Below are 21,072 nucleotides of genomic sequence, written 5' to 3'. Positions count from 1 at the left end.
CCGTATCCGGCAGCACAGAAGGAAAGGAACCGATGATGCGCACCTACGAGCGTCCCACCCTGTCCAAGGCGGGCGGCTTCCGCAGGACGACCGGCCTCGGCAGCAGGGGCCCGCGGGACCTGCTGGGCGGCAAGCAGCTGCTCTGACAGCGGTACCGGCCGCGGTGGCACCGGCGATCCGCCGGTGCCACCGCGGCCGGGCAGGCCGTACGGCCGGGTGGCGCTCGCCGCCACCCGGCCTCCCCGTTCCCGCACCACCGATCCGTGCCGCCGCTGCCCGGAGGTATCCGCGCCCATGAGCCGTCCGTTCTCCCCCGCCACCGTCCCCACCTGGTTCGTCGTCCTTCCCGACAGTGACGCGGCGGCGGAGGTGGCCGGGCGGGCCCGGGCCCATGCCTCCCGGGAGTTGAAGCACCCCTCCGGGCGCCCCTGGCTGCTGGGCCGCTGGCCGCGTGACGCGCTGACGGTCGGGGAGTGCGGCGACGCACGGGTGGCGGTGCTCGGCGAACACCGGGTCACCCCCGGGGAGGCGGCGCGGGCCGCGGCGGGCGTACGGGACTCCCCGGCCGCGCTCGACCGGCGCTCCGCCGCCTGGTCCGGCAGCTTCCACCTACTGGCCTGCGCCGCCGGCCGGATCCGGGTGCGGGGCGGGGTCACCGGGGTGCGGCGGGTCTTCCACGGCCGCGCCGGTTCGGTGGCGGCGGCCGGCGACCGGGCGGACGTGGTGGCGGACCTGCTGGGCAAGGAGCTGGACGAGGCCCGCCTGGCCGTGCAGCTGCTGACCCTGGACCTGCTCCACCCGCTCTCCGGGCGTCCCCTGTGGCACGGTGTGGAGCGCCTGCCCGGCGGCCACTGGCTGCTGCTGGACCCGGACGGCGGCACGCGCCACAGCCGCCGGTGGTCCGCGCCGGAGCCGGTCGTCCCGCTGGCCGAGGGCGCGGCGGACCTGGCCCGGGCGCTGGCCGACGCCGTCGAGGTGCGCACCCGGGGACTCGCCCTGGTGACGGCGGACCTCGGCGGACTGGACTCGACGGCCGTCTGCTGCACGGCCGCGCGCGGCACGACACCGGTGGTCGCCTACACCGCGGCGACCCACGATCCCCTCGGTGACGACGTGCGCTGGGCGCGCCGGACGGTGGCGGCCCTGGGAAACGTGGAGCACCATCTGGTTCCGGCCGAGGACGTCCCCCTCTCCTACGACGGGCTCGGCTCGCTCGGCGACCTCCTGGACGCGCCCTGTCTGATGACCGTCGACCACAACCGTCGGATGAGCCTGCTGCGGCTGGCCGCCGAGCGGGGCTCGGCACTGCATCTGACCGGACTGGGCGGCGACGAACTGCTCGGCGGCTCGGCGGCGCACCTGCACACGATGATCCGCACGCGCCCCCGCACGGCCCTGCGGGGGCTGCGCGGCTACGCCGCCAAGTACGGCTGGTCCCGGCGCCAGGTACTGCGCCAGCTGCTCGACCGGCGGAGCTATCCGGCCTGGCTCGCCGGGGTCGCGGCGGATCTGCGCCGGCCGCAGCCGGACGAGCGGCAGCCGCTGCTCGAGTGGTGCGCGCCGCCCCGGCTGCCGCCGTGGGTGACACCCGAGGCCGCCGACGCGGTACGCGAGCTGATCCTCACCGAGGCACCCGCCGCCCGGCCCCTGGCCCCGGGCCGGGGCCACGGGGCGCACCGGGAGCTGGTCTCCATGGACCTCCTCTCCCGTTTCGCCCGGCACGTCAACCAGATGTCCGAACCGCTGGGCGTGGTCTGCGCCGCGCCGTACTACGACGACCGGGTCGTCGAGGCGGCCCTGGCGGTACGGCCGGAGGACCGCGTCACGCCCTATTGGTACAAGCCGCTGATCGTGGAGGCCATGCGCGGCATCGTGCCCGAGGGGAGCCGCACCCGGGCCACCCGCGCCAACGCCACCCTGGAGGAGGCCGCCGGGCAGCGCCGCCACCGCGACCAGTTGCTGGCCCTGTGCGAGGACTCCCGGCTGGGGCGGCTGGGCCTGGTGGACACCGGCGTGCTGCGCCGGTGGTGCACCCGTCCGCTGTCACCGGAGCTGGAGAGCGAGCTGCTGCATCCGACCGTGGCCTGCGAGGTCTGGCTGCGGTCCCGCGAGACCGCGGCCGCCCCGTCCCCGGCGGACCGCTGACCCGGCGCCGAACCAGTACTGACCCAGCACCGACCCAGCACCGACCCACCGTCGCCCCTGCTGAACCACCACACGGAAGGCCCCCCATGGCACTCACCCTGCGGACCGGTGTCCTGCTGACCGACACCGAGTACGGCTCGGCGCTGCTCGACCAGCGAAGCGGCGAGTACTGGACCCTCAACCCCACGGCGGCCGCCGTGCTGCGGACGCTGCTGGACGGCCGGTCCGCCCGGCAGGCGGTGGCTGCCCTGACCGACCAGTACGACGTGCGCCCGGAGGAGGCCGAACAGGACGTGGCCCGCATCCTCGGCGAGCTGCGCGAGGCGCGGCTCGTCGCGGACCACGGCCCGGCCCCGGGACGGTGACGACGGCCGCGGAGACGGCGGGAGCGCCGCGGAGGCCCGGAGGCCCGGAGGCCCGGAGGCCCGGAGGCCCGGAAGAGGAAGAAGCCGGAGAAGAGGAAGACAGATGTCGACACCCGAGGCGGTCCCGTACGATCCCCGTTCCCTCCCCCCGCCGCGTCGGCTGGCGGCACGGTTCGCCGTGGGAGGCGCCCACCTGCTGGCCCTCCTGCCGCCGGCCCGTATCCGCCGCGTGCTGGCGCTGCTGCGGCGTGGCGCCCGTCCGGCGACCGCCGGGGAGGCGGCGGCGGCCCGGGCGGCGGTGACCGCGGTGAGCCCGGTCTGCGGCGGGCAGTACGGCTGCCTGCCGCGCTCGCTGGCCACCGTGCTGCTGTGCCGGATGCGTGGCCGGTGGGCCACCTGGTGCGTGGGGGCGCGCACCAGGCCGCCGTTCGCCGCGCACGCCTGGGTGGAGGCCGAGGGAGTCCTGGTGGGCGAGGACTGCCCGGCCGACTACTACCGGCGTTTCTTCGCCGTGGAGTGAACCGTGACCACGGAAGCCGTGCCCCCGGCCTCCTCCGGGGCCGCCCACCGGGACCTCGCGCATCACGACAACCACGGAGACCAGGGGTCCCGCGGACCGGACACGGACGCCGCGCCGACGGGCACCGGCCGTTCCGGCGCGGGCCCGTCCGGCCGCCGCGCGCTCGCCCGGCGGCTGCGCCCGCACCTCGCCGGCGTCCTCACCGGTGTCTCGCTCGGCCTGCTCGGCAGCCTGCTCGCGCTGGTCCAGCCGCTGGCCGCCAAGCGGCTGGTGGACGAACTGGACGGCGGCCGGGCGACGGCCGGCTGGATCCTCCTGCTCAGCGCGCTGGTACTGCTCGGCGCGGTGCTGGCCGCCGCGGGACAGTACGTCCTGGAGCGGACCTCGGAGGCCGTCGTCCACACCACCCGCCGGGAGCTGACCGCACGTCTGCTGCGGCTGCGGGTGCCGGCGGTGGAGCGCGCCGAGCCCGGCGACCTCATCTCCCGTGTCACCTCCGACACCACCGTGCTGCGCCAGACCGCCGTCCAGCCGGTGGCCTCGGCCGTCGTCTGCGTACCGGTCCTGGTGGGAGCCGTCGTCCTGATGGGGCTGCTGGACCTCGTGCTGCTCGGGGTCACCCTGGGCGCGCTCGGCCTGGTCGCCGTCGCGGTGACGGTGACCGCGCCGCGGATCGGCCGCGCGGCCGGGGAGGCGCAGGAGGCCGTCGGCGCCATGGGGGCCGCGCTCGAACGGGTCCTGGGCGCCTTCCGCACCGTGAAGGCGGCGGGCGCGGAGCGGGAGGAGACCGCCCGGCTGCACCGGACGGCGGCGGACGCCCGACGGGCCGGACTCCGGGCCGCCGGCTGGGAGGCCGTCTCGGGCACCGCAGGTGCGGTGTCCGTGCAGATCGCGTTCCTGCTGGTGCTGGGGGTGGGCGGGGCGCGGGTGGCCTCGGGGGCGACGGACGTGTCCGAGCTCGTCGCCTTCCTGCTCTACCTCTTCTCCCTGGCCCCGCGTGTGCACCAGCTCGTCGACGTCGTGGGACAGCTCCAGGCCGGCGGCGCCGCCGCCCTGCGGGTGGCGGAGGTGGAGCGGATGCCCGCGGAGCGGGTGGACGGCCCGCCTCTCCACGCCCTCCACGCACTCCACGCCCTCTCCCCCTCCGCTCCCGCGTTCGCCGGGGCCCGCCGTCCGGGCCCGGCGACCGTGGCCTTCGACCGGGTCGGCTTCGCCTACCGGCCCGGACTGCCCCCCGCGCACCGCGAGGTGAGCTTCACCGTTCCGGCCCGGGGCATGACGGCCTTCGTCGGTCCCTCCGGCGCGGGCAAGACCACCGTCTTCTCCCTCATCGAGCGTTTCCACGAGCCGGACTCCGGCCGCGTCCTGCTGGACGGCCGGGACGTACGGGAGTGGCCGCCGGCCGAACTGCGGGCCGCCATCGGATATGTCGAGCAGGACTCACCGGTACTGGCCGGCACCCTCCGGGACAACCTGCTGCTCGGTGCCCCGGCCGCCGCCGGGGCGCGGCTCGGGGAGGTGCTGCGCCGGGCCCGGCTGGAAGCCCTGGTCGCCCGGCTGCCCCAGGGGCTGGACACGCCCGTCGGACACCGGGGCGACCGGCTCTCGGGAGGTGAACGGCAGCGCATCGCCATCGCCCGCGCCTTGTTGCGCGCCCCCCGGCTGCTGCTGCTGGACGAGGCCACCTCGCAGCTCGACGCCGCCAACGAGGCCGCGCTGCGCGAGACCGTCGCCGACGCCGCCCGGCGCACCACCGTGCTGGTCGTGGCGCACCGGCTGTCCACGGTGGCCGCGGCCGACCGGATCGTGGTCATGGAGGAGGGCAGGGTGCGGGCGGTGGGCACCCATGCCGAACTGCTGTCCGCCGACGCACTGTACCGGGAGCTGGCGGCCACCCAGTTCCTGTCGGCGCCACCGGGACCGCCCTCCTGACACGGCCCCTCGGGGAGCCGCGCCGGCTCGTGCGGCCGCCCCCGTCCGCCGGGCGGGCCCGGCTCCCCGGCGGCACTGCCCGGCTCCGCCCTCCCGGTGCGGACGCTCCGCGGCCCGGGTGCGTCACCGGGCCCGGCGGCGCGGGCACGGCCCCGGCCGGCGGTGGCCCGGCTCCCTCCGGGCCGCCCGGATCACCGGCACCGTGGCACCGGACCGCCGGCGTCACCCCTCGGGTTCCGCCTCGCCCACCCGGTAGGTCCTGGCCCAGGAGACACCGCGGCGGCAGCGGGACAGCTCGATCAGCTTCCCCTCCTCGGACACCTACAGTCCGCGGTTGAGGCATACACGCACATGCTCTGCCATCGCCCATCGCCCATCGCGGTCCGGCTCCCGGTCGGTGCTTGTCCCGAGGGCCGTACGGCCCGCTGGGCGCCCTCGTCCTCCACGGCCGCGGCGCCGCGGCGAAGGGCGCGGGGCACATCCGGGCGGAGATGCCTTCCTCACCCCGGGCGGACGGCGTACATTACCCGGGTCGCCCGCTCCCGGCGGTGGCCGTGACCGGCCGCCCGGAGTCCCCGGGACCGCCGGACGCCGGTGGTACGCGGCAGTCGCTCCCCGGAGATACCCTGTAGTGACCACTACAGGAAAGGCGTGGCCGCCGCGCGGTCCGCCGTGCCGTCAGCGACGACGAGGTGTCCCGTGTCAGCGAGGAAGACCGAACGGCGTACCCAGCAGAGCGCCGAGTCACGCCGCAGGATTCTGGAGGCGGCGGCCGAGATCGCCGCGGAGCGCGGCTACGAGGGCACCAGCATCGCCCTGGTCACCCAGCGCTCCGGGCTGCCGGCCAGTTCCCTGTACTGGCACTTCGGCAGCAAGGACGAGCTGCTGGCGGAGGTCATCGAGCACAGCTACCGCGAGTGGGCGGCCAAGATCCCCGCCTGGGAGCCACCGGCCGACGGCGCGGGCGACCGGCGCGAGCGGCTGCGGTCGATACTGCGCCAGGCGGGCCGGGCGATGGTCGACCGGCCCGAGTTCATGCGGCTCGGTCTGATGCTGATGCTGGAGCGCCGTGCTGTGGAGCCGGCGGCCCGGGCGCGGTTCCTGGCACTGCGTCAGGAGGTGCTGAAAGCCATGGGCGAGTGGTGGACGGCCGCCCTCCCGCCCGGGGCGTGCGCGGCCCGACCCGCTCTGCCGTCCCAACTGGCGCGGCTGACGATGGCGGCCGCGGACGGTCTGTACGCCGCCAACGGCACCGATGTCGACCCGGCGGACATCGACGGGCTGCACGAACTGCTGGCCCTGGCCCTGGACGGCGCCGCCGCCGCCGTCGAACGGCAGGAGTCCGGCGAGGGGTGAACCGAACAGGGCATCCGCTCCCGCTCCCGGCCGCGACTTCGGGAGGTACGCCCGGCTCCCGGGCACGCTCCTTCCTCACCGCCCCGCACCCGCCCGGCGCCCTTCCCGCCCATCGGCCCCGGGGGCGGGCGTCGGCTCCCGCCGCGGCCGGGTGCCCGGACGCTCGGCAGGCAGCGGGGCCCCGGCGGGAGGAACAGCGGGGGCGCGACCGGGGAAGCCGTCCGGCAGGCGGACGGCCGCGAACGGGACCGGGAACGGTGGAGTGACCGACCCGTCCGCCCTCAGAACCGCCCGCCATCAGAGCCGGTCGGCCGACGGGGCCCGGGAGGCCGGGGTGGAGCACTTCGGGCACCAGTAGCCCTCCCCGCCCTCGATGAAGACCCAGCCGCGGTCCCTGATGTAGGGCGCGGCCTTCCCCGCCTCGTGCAGCAGGTATCCGAACAGGTCCGTTTCGCGGTCCGGGGGCTCCTCGGCGATGACGAGGTCGAAGCTGACCCTCTCCCGGCAACCCATCCGGTCACAGGCCAGGTAGAACCGCACCGGGCCCGGCGCCTTTCCGGCGGTCGTCAGACTCATGCCGCGCATCGTGTCCCCGGCCGCGCCCGCCGCACAACGGCCGGTGGTCGCACAGCGGTCGTTGTGCGACCGCTGTGCGACCACCGCGCCGGAGGGACCGGACGGAGCGTCAGCGCGTGCGGACGTTCGGAGCGATGTCCTCACGGAGCGTCTTCGGGGTGCGGTCGACGGCCGCGGCCCGGTCCGTACCGCAGAAGGCGGCCTCCAGGGTGCCGCCCAGCGTGGTGTTCACCGTGCCGTTGTTGGAGGTGTTGGCGGAGGAGGCGACGCTGCGGCTCCCGTCGCGGGTGGTGAACGCGTAGGTGTAGTAGCCCTGCACGGTGCCGGTGTGCCCGTACACCGAGACGCAGGACAGGTCGTAGCGGCGCAGGCCCAGCCCGTAGAACCGCTTGCCGGTGCTGTCGCTGGGGGTCGTGGCGAGCATCTCCGCCAGTTGCTCCGGTGCCAGCAGCTCCCCGCCGAGCAGGGCGGAGGTGAAGCGGTTCAGATCGGCCGCGTTCGAGATCATCGCGCCGGCCGTCTGCCCCCAGGAGACCGTCTGCTCGGTGGAGTCCACCAGCGGCTGCCCGGCCTCGTCCGGCCTGAGGTAACCGCGGCTGTGCCGCCCGGGGACAGTGGTCCCGGGGTGGACGTAGTGGGTGTGCCGCAGGTCCAGGGGCTCGATGATGCGCTTGCGGTACTCCTCGGCGGCCGGGTTGCCCGTGACCTTCTCGATGATCATGCCGACCACCACGAAATTGGTGTTCGAGTACTGGTACGCCGCGCCCGGCTCGGCCGTGGGACCGTGCGCCACGGAGCGCTTCACCAGCTCCTCCATGGTGAACACCTCGTCGCGCACCGCCTCGAAACCGGGCACGGTCCGCGCGAACATGTCGTTGGTGTAGTCCCACAGGCCGCTGCGGTGCCTCAGCAGATGGCGGACGGTGACCCGCCCGTCGGGCAGCAGTCCCGGCAGGTGGTCGCCGACCGGGGCGTCCAGGTCCACCCTGCCCTCCGCCACCAGCTGCATGAGCACCACGGTGGAGAAGGTCTTGGTGACACTGCCGACGCGGAAGCGGTTGCCGATCCTCATGCGCTCGCCGGCAGCGGTGTCGCCGAGCCCGACGGCCGTGCCGTACACGACGCCGTCGGAGTCGACACGGGTCAGACCGCCCGGCGCGCCCTGCTCCACGGCCTGCCGCAGCACCTCCTGCACCGCCCGCATGTCGGGCGGCGGCAGTTCGGCCGCGACGGAGCGCGGTGCGGCGGGACGGGGGGCGTCCGCCGCGGCGTCCGTCGCCACGGGGACGGCCGTGAGGGCCAGTACCGCGGCACCGACGGCGGCCCGCCTGCTCAGTGGTTGTCTCAAGGTTCTCTCTTTTCGGGGGGCGACAGATCCTCCGAGAGGAGGACCACCGCCCGCCCCGGAGAGGTTGCCCGCCCTCCGGTGCCGGTTTCCGCGCGCGTGCGCGCCGGTTCCGCACGGACCGTGCCGGATCCCGGCCCGGCCGGGGTGGCCGTGGTGCGCCGGAGGACGGTGGCGCGGGCCCGCTCCGCCCCGGGAGCGTGCCGCGCCGCGCGTGCCTCCGGTGCAGGCCGGCCGGCCTCCCGGCGGGGGACCGCGGACCCTGCCGCCCCGGGGCCGGACATGGTGTCCTGGAGACGGCACCGGAGGCGGCACCACGACCGCGCACCGCGCGGGCGGGGCGGTCCTCCGGAGGCCCGGCGTCCGGCGGTGCCCCCGTCCGCGGGACGTGCGCGCGTGCGGGCCGGACGACAGGAGTCCGGCCCGCACGCGCCGGCACCGCCCTACGGGGCCGGCGGGCCCGCGGCTACGGCCGGCCCCCCGCCCCCTCCGCCTCCGGCAGGCCGGCGGCGTGGTCCGGGACGCAGGTCTGCGTCTCCCGCGGCGGGCGCGTGTAGCCGGTGGACGGCGGACGGGGCGGCAGGGTCAGTTCCGGCCCCGCGACCTCGTGGTACGGCACGCTGGACAGCAGATGGGCGATCATGTTCACCCGTGCCCGGCGCTTGTCGTCCGCGTCGACGACGTACCAGGGCGACTCGGGGACGTCGGTGTGGGCGAACATCTCGTCCTTGGCCCGTGAGTACGCCTCCCAGCGGATGCGGGACTCCAGGTCCATCGGGGAGAGCTTCCAGCGCTTCATGGGGTCGGCCATCCTGGCCCGGAACCGGCGCTCCTGCTCCTCGTCGCCGACGGAGAACCAGTACTTGCGCAGCAGGATCCCGTCCTCGATGAGCAGCCGCTCGAAGACCGGGCACTGGCGCAGGAAGCGGGCGTGCTCCTCCTCCGTGCAGAACCCCATGACGCGCTCGACCCCGGCGCGGTTGTACCAGCTGCGGTCGAACAGCACCATCTCGCCCGCGGCGGGCAGGTGTTCCGCGTAGCGCTGGAAGTACCACTGGGTGCGCTCGCGCTCGGTGGGCGCGGGCAGGGCGGCGATCCGGGCGACCCGGGGGTTGAGGTACTCGGTGACGCGTTTGATGGCCCCGCCCTTGCCGGCGGCGTCGCGCCCCTCGAAGACGACCACCAGCCGGACGCCGTTCTCACGCACCCACTCCTGCATGATCACCAGTTGTTCCTGGAGCCGGAGCAGTTCCTTCTCGTACACGCGGCGGGGCAGCCGGGCGGGCCGGTCCGCCCGTTCCCGCCGTGGTTCCTGTCGTGCCATGGGTGTCCTCCCGGAGCGGAGCGGTGGTACGGCGCGGGGCGGTCCGGGCCCTCCGGCCCGGACCGCCCATCCTGCTCCCCTACCCGGCCCCCGCGGCCGTACGACGAGCCTGCCGTCCGGGCCGGGGCCGGACACAGGGCCGAACGGGGCAGTGGCGCGGGGACCACCGGGCCCTCCCGCTCCTCTTCCCGCCCTCTTCCGCCCGGTCGTCCCGTGCCGGTGGGCGGAAGGCCGTTTCCCCGTGCCGTCACGGGAAACCCCGTTCCTCGTCCAGTCCCCGATCCCGGAGAGGATGACCATGGCAACCGGAGAGACCGGCTTCAGCGATGTCGCCTACGACCTGATCTCGGTGCAGTACCACGCACTGAAGGCCGGGCACGACTACGGACAGTACGTCCGCGACGCCGAGAACGCCGGACACCAGGAGATCGCCGAGTTCTTCCGCAAGGTCATGGCGGAGGACTCGGAGCGCGCCGCCGAGTGCCACAGGTACCTGGCGGAGCTGTCCAAGGCGGACGACGCGGGCCCGGCCGCCCGGTAGGCCGGCGGGCCCCCGCCGCGGGCGGCGGTCGCCGCGGGGCACCATGGAGGGGTGTCCCGACGCCGATCCCGCTCGCGGCCGGCCGCCTCCCGGGCGGCTTCCCCCGCCGAGTCCCCCGCCGTGTCCTCCGCCCTGCCCCCGGCCGTGTCCTCCCCGGCCGCGCCGTGCCCGTGCGGGCTGCCCGCCCCCTACGCCGACTGCTGCGCCCGGTTCCACCGGGGGCTCCTGGCGGCACCCACCGCGGAGGCCCTGATGCGTTCGCGCTACAGCCGCGTTCGCCGTACGCGACCGGGCCTACCTGCTGCGTACCTGGCACCCGGACACCCGGCCGCGGGATCCGGTGCCCGCCCCCGGGATCCGCTGGCTGCGGCTGGAGGTCCTCGCCGGCACCGGCGGCAGTCCGTTCCACACCGAGGGCACCGTCGCCTTCCGCGCCCACTACGCGGAGCGGGGGCGCGAGGAGTTCCTGTACGAGCACAGCCGTTTCGTGCGCCATGCCGGTGCCTGGGTGTATCTGGACGCCTCCGGCGGGGACTGACCGCCACCGAAGGTCCCGCCCGCGGAAACGGCCGCCGCCGGGATGGCGACGGGACGGGTTCCGGAACGGGGCCGACCGAGTATCGTCGTCCGGTGAACCATCCGTGCACGGCCGCGCACTCTCGGGTGCGGCCGTGCCGATCGGGCTCCGGTCACCGTGCCTGCGCGGAGGACGGGCGCCCGGCGGTTTTCCCCGGCCCCCTCCGTACCGTACGGCGGGGGCGAGGAGAGACAGGAGGTGGAGGTGTGACGGCCCGTCCGGACCCGGCATCGCCGTTCCGCCCTCCGGCCTCCGGCCTCCGGTCCCGCACCCGTCCGTTCCGCCCGGCCCCGCCCCTGCGGGGGGACAACGACGACAACGACGGCAGCACTGCCGGGTCCGCCCCGGCGGAAGAGGACTCGCCCTCTTCCGCCGGGGCGGACCCGGCACCGTACACGGGTTTCCTGACCGGGCGGCGCGGACCGCGCACCATCGCCCTGCTCCTGACGACCGGGGCGATCGGCTCCGCGCTGGCCGCCCTGCTGCTCGCCTCCGGTGTGCTGACCCCCACCGATCCCGCCGGTCCCGCCGGTCTGCCGCCCGCGCCGCCCGCGGAGGCCTCCGCGGCGCCCACCTCCTCCGAGTCCCTCCCGACGGCCTCCGCACCGCCGCCTCCGGCCGCCGCCTCACCGGCGCCCGCTCCGACCTCGGCACCGGAGGGGCCGGCCACCGACGCGCCCTCCTCGCGGGCGGCCGACCCGGCCGCCTCCGGCGCGCCGTCCGGCGCGCCGGACGAACTCCGGCCGGGGGACAGCGGCCCCGCGGTGTCGGACCTGCAGGCGCGGCTGCGCCAGGTCCCGGAGGTCTACCCCGGCGGGGACGTCGACGGCCGCTACGACGGCGAGGTCGCCCGGGCCGTCGCCCGGTTCCAGCAGTGGTACGGGATACGGGGCGACGAGGAGGGCGTGTACGGCGACGACACCCGGCGGGACCTGGAGTCCCGGACGTGAGGCACTGCCGGTGCGGCAGCCGTCGCACCGGCCGGAGCGGCGGGAGCGTTGGAGATGTCTTGACGGTCTGTCACCGAACTGGTGGTATCGATTCCGGAAATCGAAAAGATTTCCGGAAGAAATCACTGGAGGTTCCATGACATTCCAGAAGTTCCGCGCCGCCCTCGCCGCGGGTGCGACCGTCGCGCTGACCGCCGGGCTCCTCACCGCGGGTACCGGCAGCGCGACGGCCAACGGGCAGGAGCGGCCCGGCTCCGGCTTACCGGGCGTGCTGAGCGTCCCCACCGGCGTCTCGGTGCTCTCCGAGGGCTGGACCGTCCCCTGGGGCCTGGCCTGGCTGCCGGACGGCTCGGCGCTGCTCACCGAGCGCGACAGCCACCAGGTCTTCCACCTCACCGCCGACGGAGAGCGCACCCCGGTGGGCACCGTGCCCAACGCGCAGAGCACCGGCGGGGAGGGCGGGGTACTGGGCATCGCCGTCTCCCCCGACTTCGCCCAGGACCGGTCCGTCTACGTCTTCCACACCTCTCCGACCGACAACCGCATCGCGCGGATGACCTTCGACGGCACCTCGGTCAGCGACTACCGGACCATCCTGACCGGCATCGCACGGGCCACCTACCACAACGGCGGGCGGCTGAAGTTCGGCCCCGACGGCTATCTGTACGCCACCACCGGGGACGCCCAGCAGCCGCAGCGGTCCCAGGACCGCGACGCGCTGGAGGGCAAGATCCTGCGGATGACCACGGACGGGCAGCCCGCTCCCGGCAACCCGTACGGCACGGTGGTCCACAGCATCGGCCACCGCAATCCGCAGGGGCTGACCTGGGACGAGCAGGGGCGGCTGTGGTCGGCGGAGTTCGGCCAGAACCGGTTCGACGAGCTCAATCTGATCGAGCCCGGCAACAACTACGGCTGGCCGCAGTGCGAGGGCGCCTGCGAGACCGCCGGGATGACGGACCCCGAGGAGCAGTGGGCCACCGGCGAGGCCTCGCCCAGCGGAGTGACCTACGCCGACGGCGCCCTCTACATGGCCGCCCAGCGCGGCGAGCGGCTGTGGCGCATCCCGCTGGACGGTGAGAACACCGGAACTCCCGAGGCGTTCTACGTACGCGACTACGGGCGGCTGCGCACCGTCGAGACGGTGCCCGGCCGCGACGCCCTCTGGCTGACCACCACCAACGGCGACTGGTTCGGCGGACAGCCGGCCGGTTCGGACCTGGTCCTGGAGATCACCCTGGGATAGCGCCTAGCAAGCGGTGGCCGGGACCCTGCCGGTCCCGGCCACCGGTCCGCGTCCGGGACCGCCCGGACCTCCCGGCCCGGGTGCCCAGGCACCCGGGCCGGCGGTTTCCGTCCGCGACGGCCTCACGCCCCCGGAGGACGGGCGGCACGGATGACGGCGAGGTGATTGAACCGTCTACCGCTTCTCTCCGTTCCCCGGGTGGGACGAGTCGGCCGCCCGGTGTTCCGCACACCGGTCAGCCCCGCCGGCACCGCGGTCTCCGCGGTCCGGCCGTTTCGCGGCACAACTGTTCGACCCTGTTCAGCACGGCCCGCACGCTCTGTTCGGCACGGCTCGCACAGTGGAGGACTGCATGACGTTGGACCTGTCACAGGACAGGAACGGTGGATCACCGGCTCCGGCCACCGAAGTGCCCGCCATCCGGCTCCCCCAGCGGCTCAGGGAGGGAGTCAGCTTCCGCCGGGACCAGTTGGAGTTCCTGCGGTGGGCGGCACGGACCCAGGGCGACATCTTCAGGTTCCGGGTCTACGGAATCCCCATGATCATGCTCAACCACCCCGACCACATCTACCGGGTGCTGGTGGGGGCGCGAGCCAAGTACGACAAGGACGCCCTGCTGTACCGGCTCGTACGGCCCGTCCTGCGCGACGGCCTGATCGGCAGCCCGGGCGGCGAACACTGGCAGCGCCAGCGCAGGCTGGTGCAGCCCACCATGCGGCCGGCGGTCGTCGCGAAGTTCGCCCGGAACATGACCGAGGAGACCACCGGAATGCTGGAGCGCTGGGACCGGCGGTTACGGCCCGGCGAGGTGGTGGACGTGCACGGGGAGTTCGGCGAACTGGCCCTGCGGATCGTCAACCGCTCGCTGTTCAGCGCGCAGGTGGGTTCCGCCGCACGGGAGTTCGCCGCGGCGTTCACCGAGGCCAACGCGTTGCTGGGCAGGTTCTTCACCTTCCCCTTCCCCCCGCTGTCCGTTCCCACCCCCTCCCATCTGAAGCTGCGCCGGGCCATCGCCCGGATGGACGGCTTCGTCTCGTCCTTCGTCCGGGAGCACGCCGCGGAGCCGGGGGGACCGGTGGAGTCGGCGGAGGACGTGGACCTCCTCACCCTCCTGATGAGCGCCGTCGACGAGAAGGACGGCACCTCGATGGCGGCGGAGCAGCTCCACCACGAGGTGCTGAACCTGGTCATCGGCGCCTACGAGACCACCACCAACGCCCTGGCCTGGATCTTCTACCTGCTGGCCGCCCACCCGGAGGTGGAGCGGCGGCTGCACGAGGAGGTCGACGGCGCGCTCGGCGGGCGGACGGCCGGCTTCGAGGACATGGCCGCCACCCCCTACGCCCGCTCCATCGTGGACGAGACGCTGCGGCTGTACTCCCCGGCGTGGCAGTTCATGAGACGCGCGCGGGAGGAGGACGTCATCGGCGGCCACCGCATCCCCGCCCGGTCGAACATCTACCTGAACAGCTATCTGCTGCACCGGCACCCGGACCTGTGGGACGACCCCGAGTCCTTCGACCCCGACCGCTTCGCCCCGGAGCGCTCCAAGGGCCGGCACCGCCACGCGTACATGCCCTTCGGCGGCGGTGAACGGATATGCGTCGGCCAGCACTTCGCGCTCACCGAGCTCCATCTGGTCCTGCTCACCGTCGCCCGGCGCTACCGGTTCCGGCTGCCGGCCGGACGGCCCCCGGTACGGCCCCTGCCCCTGATCACCCTCCATCCCGAGGGCGGCGTCCACCTGGAGGTGCGGCCGCGGTGAACACCACTCCCGAGACCGGGACCCCGCTGGTCCCCCGGCCGGGCGGCCCAGGCGGGCGGCCCGCGATCCACTGCCCCTTCCCCTCCCGGATCAGTCCGCACGCCGCCCGTGCCGAGGCCCATCTCGACGACTGGGTACGGCGGTTCCAGGTGGTCGGCACGGACGTGGCGCGCGAACGGTTCGCCCGCGCCGGGTTCGGCCGTTTCGCGGCCCTCACCTATCCGGCCGCCGACCGGGAGCGCCTGGAGCTGATCGCCGACTGGTTCGGCTGGCTCTTCCTCGTCGACGACCAGCTCGACGACGGCCGGGTGGGCCGTGACCTGGACAGCGCGCGGCGCTCGATGGACGTGCTGCTGGGCGTGCTGGACGGGGACGGACCGGCCGGCGAGCGGGGCGGGCGGCCGCCACTGGTGTGGGCGCTGCGGGACCTGTGGCACCGCACCCTCCCGCACGCCGGCCCGGCCTGGCGGCGGCGCTTCACCGACCACCTCACCGCCTGTCTGGACGCCGCCTGCTGGGAGGCGGCCAACCGCGTCGCGGGGATCGTCCCCGGTGAGGCCGAGTACATCGAGCAGCGGCGCCACACCGGTGCCATCTACGTGTGCATGGACCTCATCGACATCGTCGCGGAGAACGACCTGCCCGAGTCCGTCCATGCGAGCGGGCCTTTCCAGGCCGCCCTGCGGGCCGCCAGCGACGTGGTCGTGTGGACCAACGACTGGTACTCCCTGGGCAAGGAGACCGCGCTGGGCGAGTACCACAACCTGGTGCGCGTCGTGGAGCACGCCCGGGGGCTGACCCCCCGGCAGGCGCTGGACCACACCGCCGCCGCCATCGGCGAGGAGACCCGGCGCTACCTGTCGCTGCGGGAGGCGCTGCTCGGCCGCTTCCCCGGGCACCGCGCGGCCCTGGCCGAATACACCGCGGGCATGGAGTCGTGGATGCGCGGCAATCTCGACTGGTCGATGCGGACCCGGCGCTATCTGGAGCGCGAGCACGACGGTGATCCGGCCTATCTGGAGGCGACGCTGGCACCGGCAAACGGCGGGGAGGTGCTGCCGTGACGGACACCACCGAGTTCGCCGGCGTCACCGGCACCCGCACCGGCAGCGGCGGCAGCAGCGACGGGGGAGCGGTGCCGCGCGCGATCATCCGGGCGCGGGAACTGGTCGCCCCCGTCCTGCTGGACCGCATCGCCGCGCTGGGACCGGAGATGTCCGTGCTGTGCGGGTACCAGATGGGCCTGTGCGACGCCGCGGGCGTGCCCACCGGAAGCTGCGCCGGGAAGCTGGCACGTCCCGCGCTGTCGCTGGCCACCGCCGCCGCCCTCGGCGCGCGGCCCGAGGCCGCGCTTCCCGGCGCCGTCGCCGTCGAGCTGGTCCACAACTTCACCCTGCTGCACGACGACGTGATGGACGGCGACCGCACCCGGCGCCACCGCCCGACCGCCTGGGTGCGGTTCGGCGTCCCGCTGACCGTGCTGGCCGGGGACGGCCTGCTCGGTCTGGCCTTCGAGGTCCTCGGGGCGCTCCCCGCCCCGCAGTCGGCGGCCGCCGCCGCGGACCTGGCCCGGACACTGCGGCTGCTGTGCCTGGGGCAGAGCGACGATCTGACCGCCACCGGCCGCGGGACGATCGGCACCGAGGAGTGCCTGCGGACGCTGGAGGCCAAGACGGGCACCCTCATGGGGTGGGCGTGCCGGGTGGGGGCCGCTCTCGTCCCCGGACCGGACGGCCGGCAGGAGGCCTTCGAGCGGTTCGGCTCCCAGCTCGGACTCGCCTTCCAGATCCAGGACGACCTCCTCGGCATCTGGGGCCTGCCGGCCGACACCGGCAAGCCGGTCCTCGCCGATCTGCGGGCGCGCAAGATGACCGCTCCCGTGGTCGCCGCGCTGGCCTCGCGCACCGCCCCGGCCCGCCGGCTGGCCGGCCTCTACGCGGGTCCCGGTCCGCTGTCCGAGGAGGATGCGCGGCTGGCAGCGGACCTGGTGGAGGAGGCGGGAGGGCGCGACTGGGCCCTGGAAGCGGCCCGGCTGTGGCACGACCGCGCCTGGGAGAACCTGAACGCGCTGCGGCTGCCCGCCCCTGGTCTGGCCGAACTGAGGGAGCTCACCGGCTTCCTCTCCCCCTGCCCGGCATAGCGCCCCGGCTGCCCGCTTCCCGGCGGCCCCGCCCCTCGCCGGGCGGGGCCGCCGGAGGGTGCCGACCGCAAGACGACGCGAGACGACAGGAGAGGTGAGTGCCATGCCCGCACCATCGGCCCGGCGACAGGCACCCGGATCCGGCGGTCCGAGGAGGGTGCCGTCGGTACGGTCCGGCCGGCGGGGGGACTCCGGCCGGGTCAGCTTCCGCAACGACCAGCTGCGCTTCCTGCGGGAGGCCGCCGCCGAGCACGGCGACGTCTTCGGCTTCCGGCTCTTCGGGATGCCGGTGATCGTCCTGAACGACCCCGACCACATTCACCAGGTGCTGGTGGGACAGCGGCACAAGTACGACAAAGAAGTGCTGATGTACAAGATGGTCCGTCCCGTGCTCCGCAACGGCCTGATCCCCCACCCCGGCGGTGAGCCCTACCGGCGGCAGCGCCGCATGATGCAGCCGGCCTTCCGGCCCGCGGTGGCGGCCCGGTTCGCCGAGGGCATGACCGACGAGACCGCCCGGATGCTGGACGGCTGGCGGGACGCCCACCGCCCCGGCGACGTGGCCGATCTGAGCCGGGAGTTCGGCGAGCTCACCCTGCGCATCACCACCCGAACCCTGTTCAGTGCCCAGGTCGGCGAGACGGCACGGCGGTTCGCCGAGGCGTTCACCGAGGCCAACGACATCCTGGGCCGCTTCTTCCGGTTCCCCTTCCCCCCGCTGTCCGTTCCCACCCCGTCCCATCTGCGGCTGCGCCGCGCGATCCGGCGCATGGACGCGTGCGTCTCCTCGTTCATCGCCGACAGCGCCGGAAACACCGGAAACACCGCGAACACCGCGAACACCGAAAACACAGCCGGCGGCACGGACCTGCTGGGCATCCTCATGAACGCCGTCGACGAGGAGGACGGCCGGGGAATGGACCTGCGCCAGCTCCACCACGAGGTGCTCAACATCGTCGTGGGCGCCTACGAGACCACCACCAACGCGATGGCGTGGACGTTCCAGGTGCTGGCCGCCCGCCCGGACGTCGAGTCCCGGCTGCACGAGGAGCTGGACCGGGTGCTGGGCGGACGGCCGCCGGGCTTCGAGGACCTGCGGCACACGCCCTACGCCCGCCGTGTCGTCGACGAGGTCCTGCGGATGTACTCGCCCGCCTGGCAGTTCATGCGCCGGGCCCGCGAGGAGGACACCGTGGGCGGCTACCGGATCCCGGCCGGGGCCAACATCTACCTCAACACCTACCTCCTGCACCGCCACCCCGACCACTGGGAGGATCCCGACCGCTTCGACCCCGACCGCTTCACCCCGGAGCGGTCCAAGGACCGGCACCGTCACGCGTACCTGCCCTTCGGGGCGGGCGAGCGCATCTGCATCGGGCAGCACTTCGCCCTGGTGGAGCTCCAGCTCGTGCTGATGACCATCGCCCAGCGCTACCGCTTCACGATCCCGCCGGGGCAGCCCCCGGTGCTGCCCAGACCCCTGACCACACTGCAGCCCGGCGGCGGCGTCCATCTGGAGGTCCGGCCCCGGTCCGCGGCGGGTACGGAGGCGGTGGCGGGCGCGGCGGCGGACCCGGGCGACCCGGGCAGGGCGGTCCCGGAAGGCGGCAGGCGATGACCGCGGGACCGCTCCACGAGGAGCGCTCCGCCCCGCCGGACACCGCGGCACGGGACCAGAAGCAGGGGCAGGGGCAGGAGCAGGAACGGGGCCGCGGGCTCGGCCGCCTGCTCAGACGGCTGTGCGTCCTCATGGGACCGATGTGGACGAAGTTCGGACAGATCCTCTCCACCCGCTCCGACCTCCTCCCCTCCGGCGCCGTGGCGGAACTGCGCGTCCTGCAGGACGGCGGGCGGACGATGTCCGGCAGGAGTGTCGTACGGCTGCTGGAGCGGCGGTACGGCAGACCGCTGGAGGAGGTGTTCGCCTCCTTCGACACCGCTCCCCTGGCGAGCGCCTCCATAGCCCAGGTGCACTCCGCGGTCCTGCCCGACGGCACCCGGGTGGCGGTGAAGGTGGTCAAGCGCGGCATCCGCACCTCCCTGCGGGTGAACCTGTTCCTGCTGACCGCCCTGGTGCGTACCGCGCATCTGCTGCTGCCGCCGCTGCGCGGCATGCGGATGCCCGAGCGGATCGCGGAGATCGCCCGGCTGCTCCGCGAACAGCTCAGCATGGCGGGGGAACTGGCCAACATGACAGCCGTCGCGGAGAACTTCGCGGGCCATCCCTTCGTGGTGATACCGCGCCCCTTCCCCGAGCTGAGCGACGACCGGGTGCTGGTCATGGAGTTCGTGGAGGGGCTGAAGGGCACCGAGTACGACTCGGTGGACCTGCCCCGCAAGGACCTCGCCCGGCGGCTGCAGGAGATCCTGCTGACGATGCTCTACCTCGACGGCGTCTGCCACGGCGACATGCACCCGGGGAACGTGCTGCTCACCCGGGACGGCCGCTTCGTACTGATCGACTTCGGTATCACCGCCTACTACACCGAGGCCGAGAAATGGGGTCTGGCCTCGTTCAACAGCGCGGCCACCGGGCACCGGTGGAACCTGGCGGTCCGGCGGTTCACCGAGTACTTCGTCGACGCCCCCCGCGGCTCCTCGCGCGCCCGCCTGCTGGCCGACCCAGGCTACGTCCGCGAGCTGGAGGAGGTCTTCACGCACCATTTCAAGACGGTGTCCGACCAGTGGTCGGGGGCGGCCTTCTTCCGGGACGTCAACGAGGTCCTGCGGCGCCACGGCGCCTCCTACACCCCCGCCTACACCAAGGGGGAGCTGGCGATGCTGTCCTGCGAGGGGTACATGGCCCAGATCGATCCGGAGCTGGACATCTGGGAGAACACCCGCCGGTTCGCCGACCGCTACTCGCCGTTCGTCGAGGGCGAGCTGAAAGAGCGGTTCGACGCGCACTTCAGCAGGACCACACCCACCTCGCTGGCCCTGCGCGAGCGGGCCGCGCGCTCCCTGGTCGCCCCGACCCATCTGGACCGGTACTTCTTCCCCAGCGCCTACCCCCTGTTCATCGCCGAGGGCCACGGCTCCCGGCTGACCGACGTCGACGGGAACGGCTACATCGACCTGGGCGGCGGAGGCGGCCCCCTCATCCTGGGCCGCGGGCACCCCGTCGTGCAGAAGGCCCTCCAGAAGGCCGCGGCGACCTGCAACATCAACGCCCTGGGCCACGAAGCCGAGGTGGCACTGGCCGAGCTGCTGGTCGGCGCCTTCCCCGCGGCGGAGCGCGCGGTGTTCTCCAACTCCGGTACGGAGGCGGCGCTGCAGGCCGTCCGGCTGTGCCGGGTGCGCCGCCCCGGGGCACGGCTGATCGCGAAGTTCGAGGGCCACTTCCACGGCTTCTCCGACCAGGCGATGGTCAGCTCCTGGTTCCGGGTGGCGGGGCCGAGGCACGCCCCCGAGCCGATCGCCGGCTCGCCGGGGACGGCCGGGACGGTCGTGCGCGACACCCTGGTCCTGCAGTTCGGTCATCCGCGCAGCCTGGAGGTCCTGCGCCGCCGCGCCGGCGAGGTGGCCGGGGTCCTGGTGGAACCGATGCCGACCACGGCGGGCGGCATCGACCGGGAGTATCTGGCGGCCCTGCGCGAACTGTGCAGCGAACTGGACCTGCCCCTGGTCTTCGACGAGGTGGTCACCGGTTTCCGCGTCGCGTACGGGGGCGTGCAGACCCTGACGGGCATCGCCCCGGACCTGACCGTGCTCGGCAAGATCATCGGTGGTGGGCTGCCGTGCGGAGCGGTCGTCGGCACCGCGGAGCTGGTCGAGTACGGCCGGTCCACCGGCGACCCGTTCCGCGACGCCGAGGAACGCGCCTTCCTGGGCGGCACCATGAGCGGCAACCATCTCAGCTGCAGCGTCGGACTCGCCGTGCTGGACCACCTGCGGCGGAACCCGGAGCTGTACACCGGGCTGGAACGGCGCACCGCGGCGCTGGCGGACGGACTGCGCTCCACCGCGGCCGACCACGGGGCGCCCATGCGGCTGAAGGCCGCCCACTCGGTGTTCTCCCTGGCCTTCACGCACAAGAGGCTCACGTACTTCCGCGACAGCCTGCACGGGGTGGACTTCCGGGCGACCGCAGCGCTCGCCCACTGGATGCGCACCCACGGCGTCTACCTGCCGGAACTGCACGCCTTCCTGATCTCCGCGGTGCACACGGACGAGGACGTCGAACAGGTCGTCGCCGCCTTCGACCGCTCGCTCGGGGAGATGACGCGGGCGGGCCTGTTCGCCTCCTGACCGGACCCGCGCTCCCCCTCTCCCGCCCTCTTCCTCCCTCCC

Annotated in this window: 18 protein-coding genes; 15 read left to right on the top strand and 3 right to left on the bottom strand. The window is 74.2% G+C overall.

Annotated elements, in window-relative coordinates:
* Window positions 1–32 precede the first annotated feature (32 nt).
* The 6 genes from CUT44_RS34240 (at window position 33) to CUT44_RS24185 (ending at window position 6,318) form a co-directional block, all read left to right on the top strand.
* Complete coding sequence (locus CUT44_RS34240; protein WP_233221616.1) at window positions 33–146, top strand: keywimysin-related RiPP; 114 nt, start codon at window positions 33–35, stop codon at window positions 144–146.
* A gap of 148 nt (window positions 147–294) precedes the next feature.
* Complete coding sequence (locus CUT44_RS24205; protein WP_100204030.1) at window positions 295–2,145, top strand: lasso peptide isopeptide bond-forming cyclase; 1,851 nt, start codon at window positions 295–297, stop codon at window positions 2,143–2,145.
* Window positions 2,146–2,231: 86 nt separating this feature from the next.
* On the top strand, window positions 2,232–2,510 hold the full coding sequence (locus tag CUT44_RS24200; RefSeq protein WP_100204029.1) for a lasso peptide biosynthesis PqqD family chaperone: 279 nt from the start codon (window positions 2,232–2,234) through the stop codon (window positions 2,508–2,510).
* Between the two features lie 103 nt (window positions 2,511–2,613).
* Window positions 2,614–3,030 (top strand): lasso peptide biosynthesis B2 protein, encoded by a 417-nt coding sequence (locus CUT44_RS24195; protein WP_100204028.1) that lies wholly within the window; start codon window positions 2,614–2,616, stop codon window positions 3,028–3,030.
* A 3-nt stretch (window positions 3,031–3,033) separates the two neighbouring features.
* A complete protein-coding gene (locus CUT44_RS24190; protein WP_233221615.1) occupies window positions 3,034–4,962 on the top strand; it encodes an ABC transporter ATP-binding protein in 1,929 nt (642 codons plus the stop codon).
* Window positions 4,963–5,661: 699 nt separating this feature from the next.
* Window positions 5,662–6,318, top strand: a complete 657-nt coding sequence (locus CUT44_RS24185; protein ID WP_100204027.1) for a TetR/AcrR family transcriptional regulator — start codon at window positions 5,662–5,664, stop codon at window positions 6,316–6,318.
* A 297-nt stretch (window positions 6,319–6,615) separates the two neighbouring features.
* Here the strand turns inward: CUT44_RS24185 and CUT44_RS24180 are convergent, their stop codons facing one another.
* The 3 genes from CUT44_RS24180 to ppk2 all read right to left on the bottom strand — a co-directional run bounded on the left by CUT44_RS24180 (window position 6,616) and on the right by ppk2 (window position 9,563).
* A complete protein-coding gene (locus CUT44_RS24180) occupies window positions 6,616–6,894 on the bottom strand; it encodes a hypothetical protein (RefSeq protein WP_100204026.1) in 279 nt (92 codons plus the stop codon).
* Window positions 6,895–7,003: 109 nt separating this feature from the next.
* The gene (locus CUT44_RS24175) at window positions 7,004–8,242 is read right to left on the bottom strand and encodes a serine hydrolase domain-containing protein (RefSeq protein ID WP_233221614.1); all 1,239 of its coding nucleotides are present in this window, start codon (window positions 8,240–8,242) and stop codon (window positions 7,004–7,006) included.
* A 463-nt stretch (window positions 8,243–8,705) separates the two neighbouring features.
* Window positions 8,706–9,563: a polyphosphate kinase 2 gene (gene ppk2, locus CUT44_RS24170; RefSeq protein ID WP_100204025.1), complete on the bottom strand. Its 858-nt coding sequence runs from the start codon at window positions 9,561–9,563 to the stop codon at window positions 8,706–8,708.
* A 298-nt stretch (window positions 9,564–9,861) separates the two neighbouring features.
* On the opposite strand from ppk2, the gene CUT44_RS24165 reads away from it, so the two are divergent.
* The 9 genes from CUT44_RS24165 (at window position 9,862) to CUT44_RS24125 (ending at window position 21,030) form a co-directional block, all read left to right on the top strand.
* Complete coding sequence (locus tag CUT44_RS24165) at window positions 9,862–10,104, top strand: acyl carrier protein (RefSeq protein WP_100204086.1); 243 nt, start codon at window positions 9,862–9,864, stop codon at window positions 10,102–10,104.
* Window positions 10,105–10,402: 298 nt separating this feature from the next.
* Entirely contained in the window at window positions 10,403–10,642 is a 240-nt protein-coding gene (locus CUT44_RS34935; protein WP_408646790.1) for a YchJ family metal-binding protein, read from the top strand.
* Window positions 10,643–10,887: 245 nt separating this feature from the next.
* Window positions 10,888–11,631, top strand: coding sequence for a peptidoglycan-binding domain-containing protein (locus CUT44_RS24155; RefSeq protein ID WP_233221613.1), 744 nt, complete (start codon window positions 10,888–10,890; stop codon window positions 11,629–11,631).
* A 136-nt stretch (window positions 11,632–11,767) separates the two neighbouring features.
* Window positions 11,768–12,877, top strand: a complete 1,110-nt coding sequence (locus tag CUT44_RS24150) for a PQQ-dependent sugar dehydrogenase (protein ID WP_100204024.1) — start codon at window positions 11,768–11,770, stop codon at window positions 12,875–12,877.
* Window positions 12,878–13,229: 352 nt separating this feature from the next.
* On the top strand, window positions 13,230–14,642 hold the full coding sequence (locus tag CUT44_RS24145; RefSeq protein WP_100204023.1) for a cytochrome P450: 1,413 nt from the start codon (window positions 13,230–13,232) through the stop codon (window positions 14,640–14,642).
* Window positions 14,639–15,706, top strand: a complete 1,068-nt coding sequence (locus CUT44_RS24140; RefSeq protein ID WP_100204022.1) for a terpene synthase family protein — start codon at window positions 14,639–14,641, stop codon at window positions 15,704–15,706. The genes CUT44_RS24145 and CUT44_RS24140 overlap by 4 nt, the downstream gene beginning before the upstream one ends.
* Window positions 15,703–16,782: a polyprenyl synthetase family protein gene (locus CUT44_RS24135; protein WP_100204021.1), complete on the top strand. Its 1,080-nt coding sequence runs from the start codon at window positions 15,703–15,705 to the stop codon at window positions 16,780–16,782. Before CUT44_RS24140 ends, CUT44_RS24135 begins: the two co-directional genes overlap by 4 nt.
* A gap of 157 nt (window positions 16,783–16,939) precedes the next feature.
* Window positions 16,940–18,400, top strand: coding sequence for a cytochrome P450 (locus CUT44_RS24130; RefSeq protein WP_158239661.1), 1,461 nt, complete (start codon window positions 16,940–16,942; stop codon window positions 18,398–18,400).
* Window positions 18,397–21,030: an aminotransferase class III-fold pyridoxal phosphate-dependent enzyme gene (locus CUT44_RS24125; RefSeq protein ID WP_100204019.1), complete on the top strand. Its 2,634-nt coding sequence runs from the start codon at window positions 18,397–18,399 to the stop codon at window positions 21,028–21,030. Before CUT44_RS24130 ends, CUT44_RS24125 begins: the two co-directional genes overlap by 4 nt.
* Window positions 21,031–21,072 lie beyond the last annotated feature (42 nt).

The sequence above is a fragment of the Streptomyces carminius genome, from assembly GCF_002794255.1.
In the GTDB taxonomy this organism is placed as follows: domain Bacteria; phylum Actinomycetota; class Actinomycetes; order Streptomycetales; family Streptomycetaceae; genus Streptomyces; species Streptomyces carminius.
This window is presented reverse-complemented; position numbering and strand designations above follow the sequence as displayed.

Excerpts from the sequence above, each read along its gene's own strand:
- CUT44_RS24145 (WP_100204023.1), top strand. The coding sequence starts at position 13,230 with ATGACGTTGGACCTGTCACAGGACAGGAACGGTGGATCACCGGCTCCG.
- CUT44_RS24195 (WP_100204028.1), top strand. The coding sequence starts at position 2,614 with ATGTCGACACCCGAGGCGGTCCCGTACGATCCCCGTTCCCTCCCCCCG.
- ppk2 (WP_100204025.1), bottom strand. The coding sequence starts at position 9,563 with ATGGCACGACAGGAACCACGGCGGGAACGGGCGGACCGGCCCGCCCGG.
- CUT44_RS24180 (WP_100204026.1), bottom strand. The coding sequence starts at position 6,894 with ATGAGTCTGACGACCGCCGGAAAGGCGCCGGGCCCGGTGCGGTTCTAC.
- CUT44_RS24200 (WP_100204029.1), top strand. The coding sequence starts at position 2,232 with ATGGCACTCACCCTGCGGACCGGTGTCCTGCTGACCGACACCGAGTAC.
- CUT44_RS24150 (WP_100204024.1), top strand. The coding sequence starts at position 11,768 with ATGACATTCCAGAAGTTCCGCGCCGCCCTCGCCGCGGGTGCGACCGTC.
- CUT44_RS24165 (WP_100204086.1), top strand. The coding sequence starts at position 9,862 with ATGGCAACCGGAGAGACCGGCTTCAGCGATGTCGCCTACGACCTGATC.
- CUT44_RS34240 (WP_233221616.1), top strand. The coding sequence starts at position 33 with ATGATGCGCACCTACGAGCGTCCCACCCTGTCCAAGGCGGGCGGCTTC.
- CUT44_RS24205 (WP_100204030.1), top strand. The coding sequence starts at position 295 with ATGAGCCGTCCGTTCTCCCCCGCCACCGTCCCCACCTGGTTCGTCGTC.
- CUT44_RS24125 (WP_100204019.1), top strand. The coding sequence starts at position 18,397 with ATGACCGCGGGACCGCTCCACGAGGAGCGCTCCGCCCCGCCGGACACC.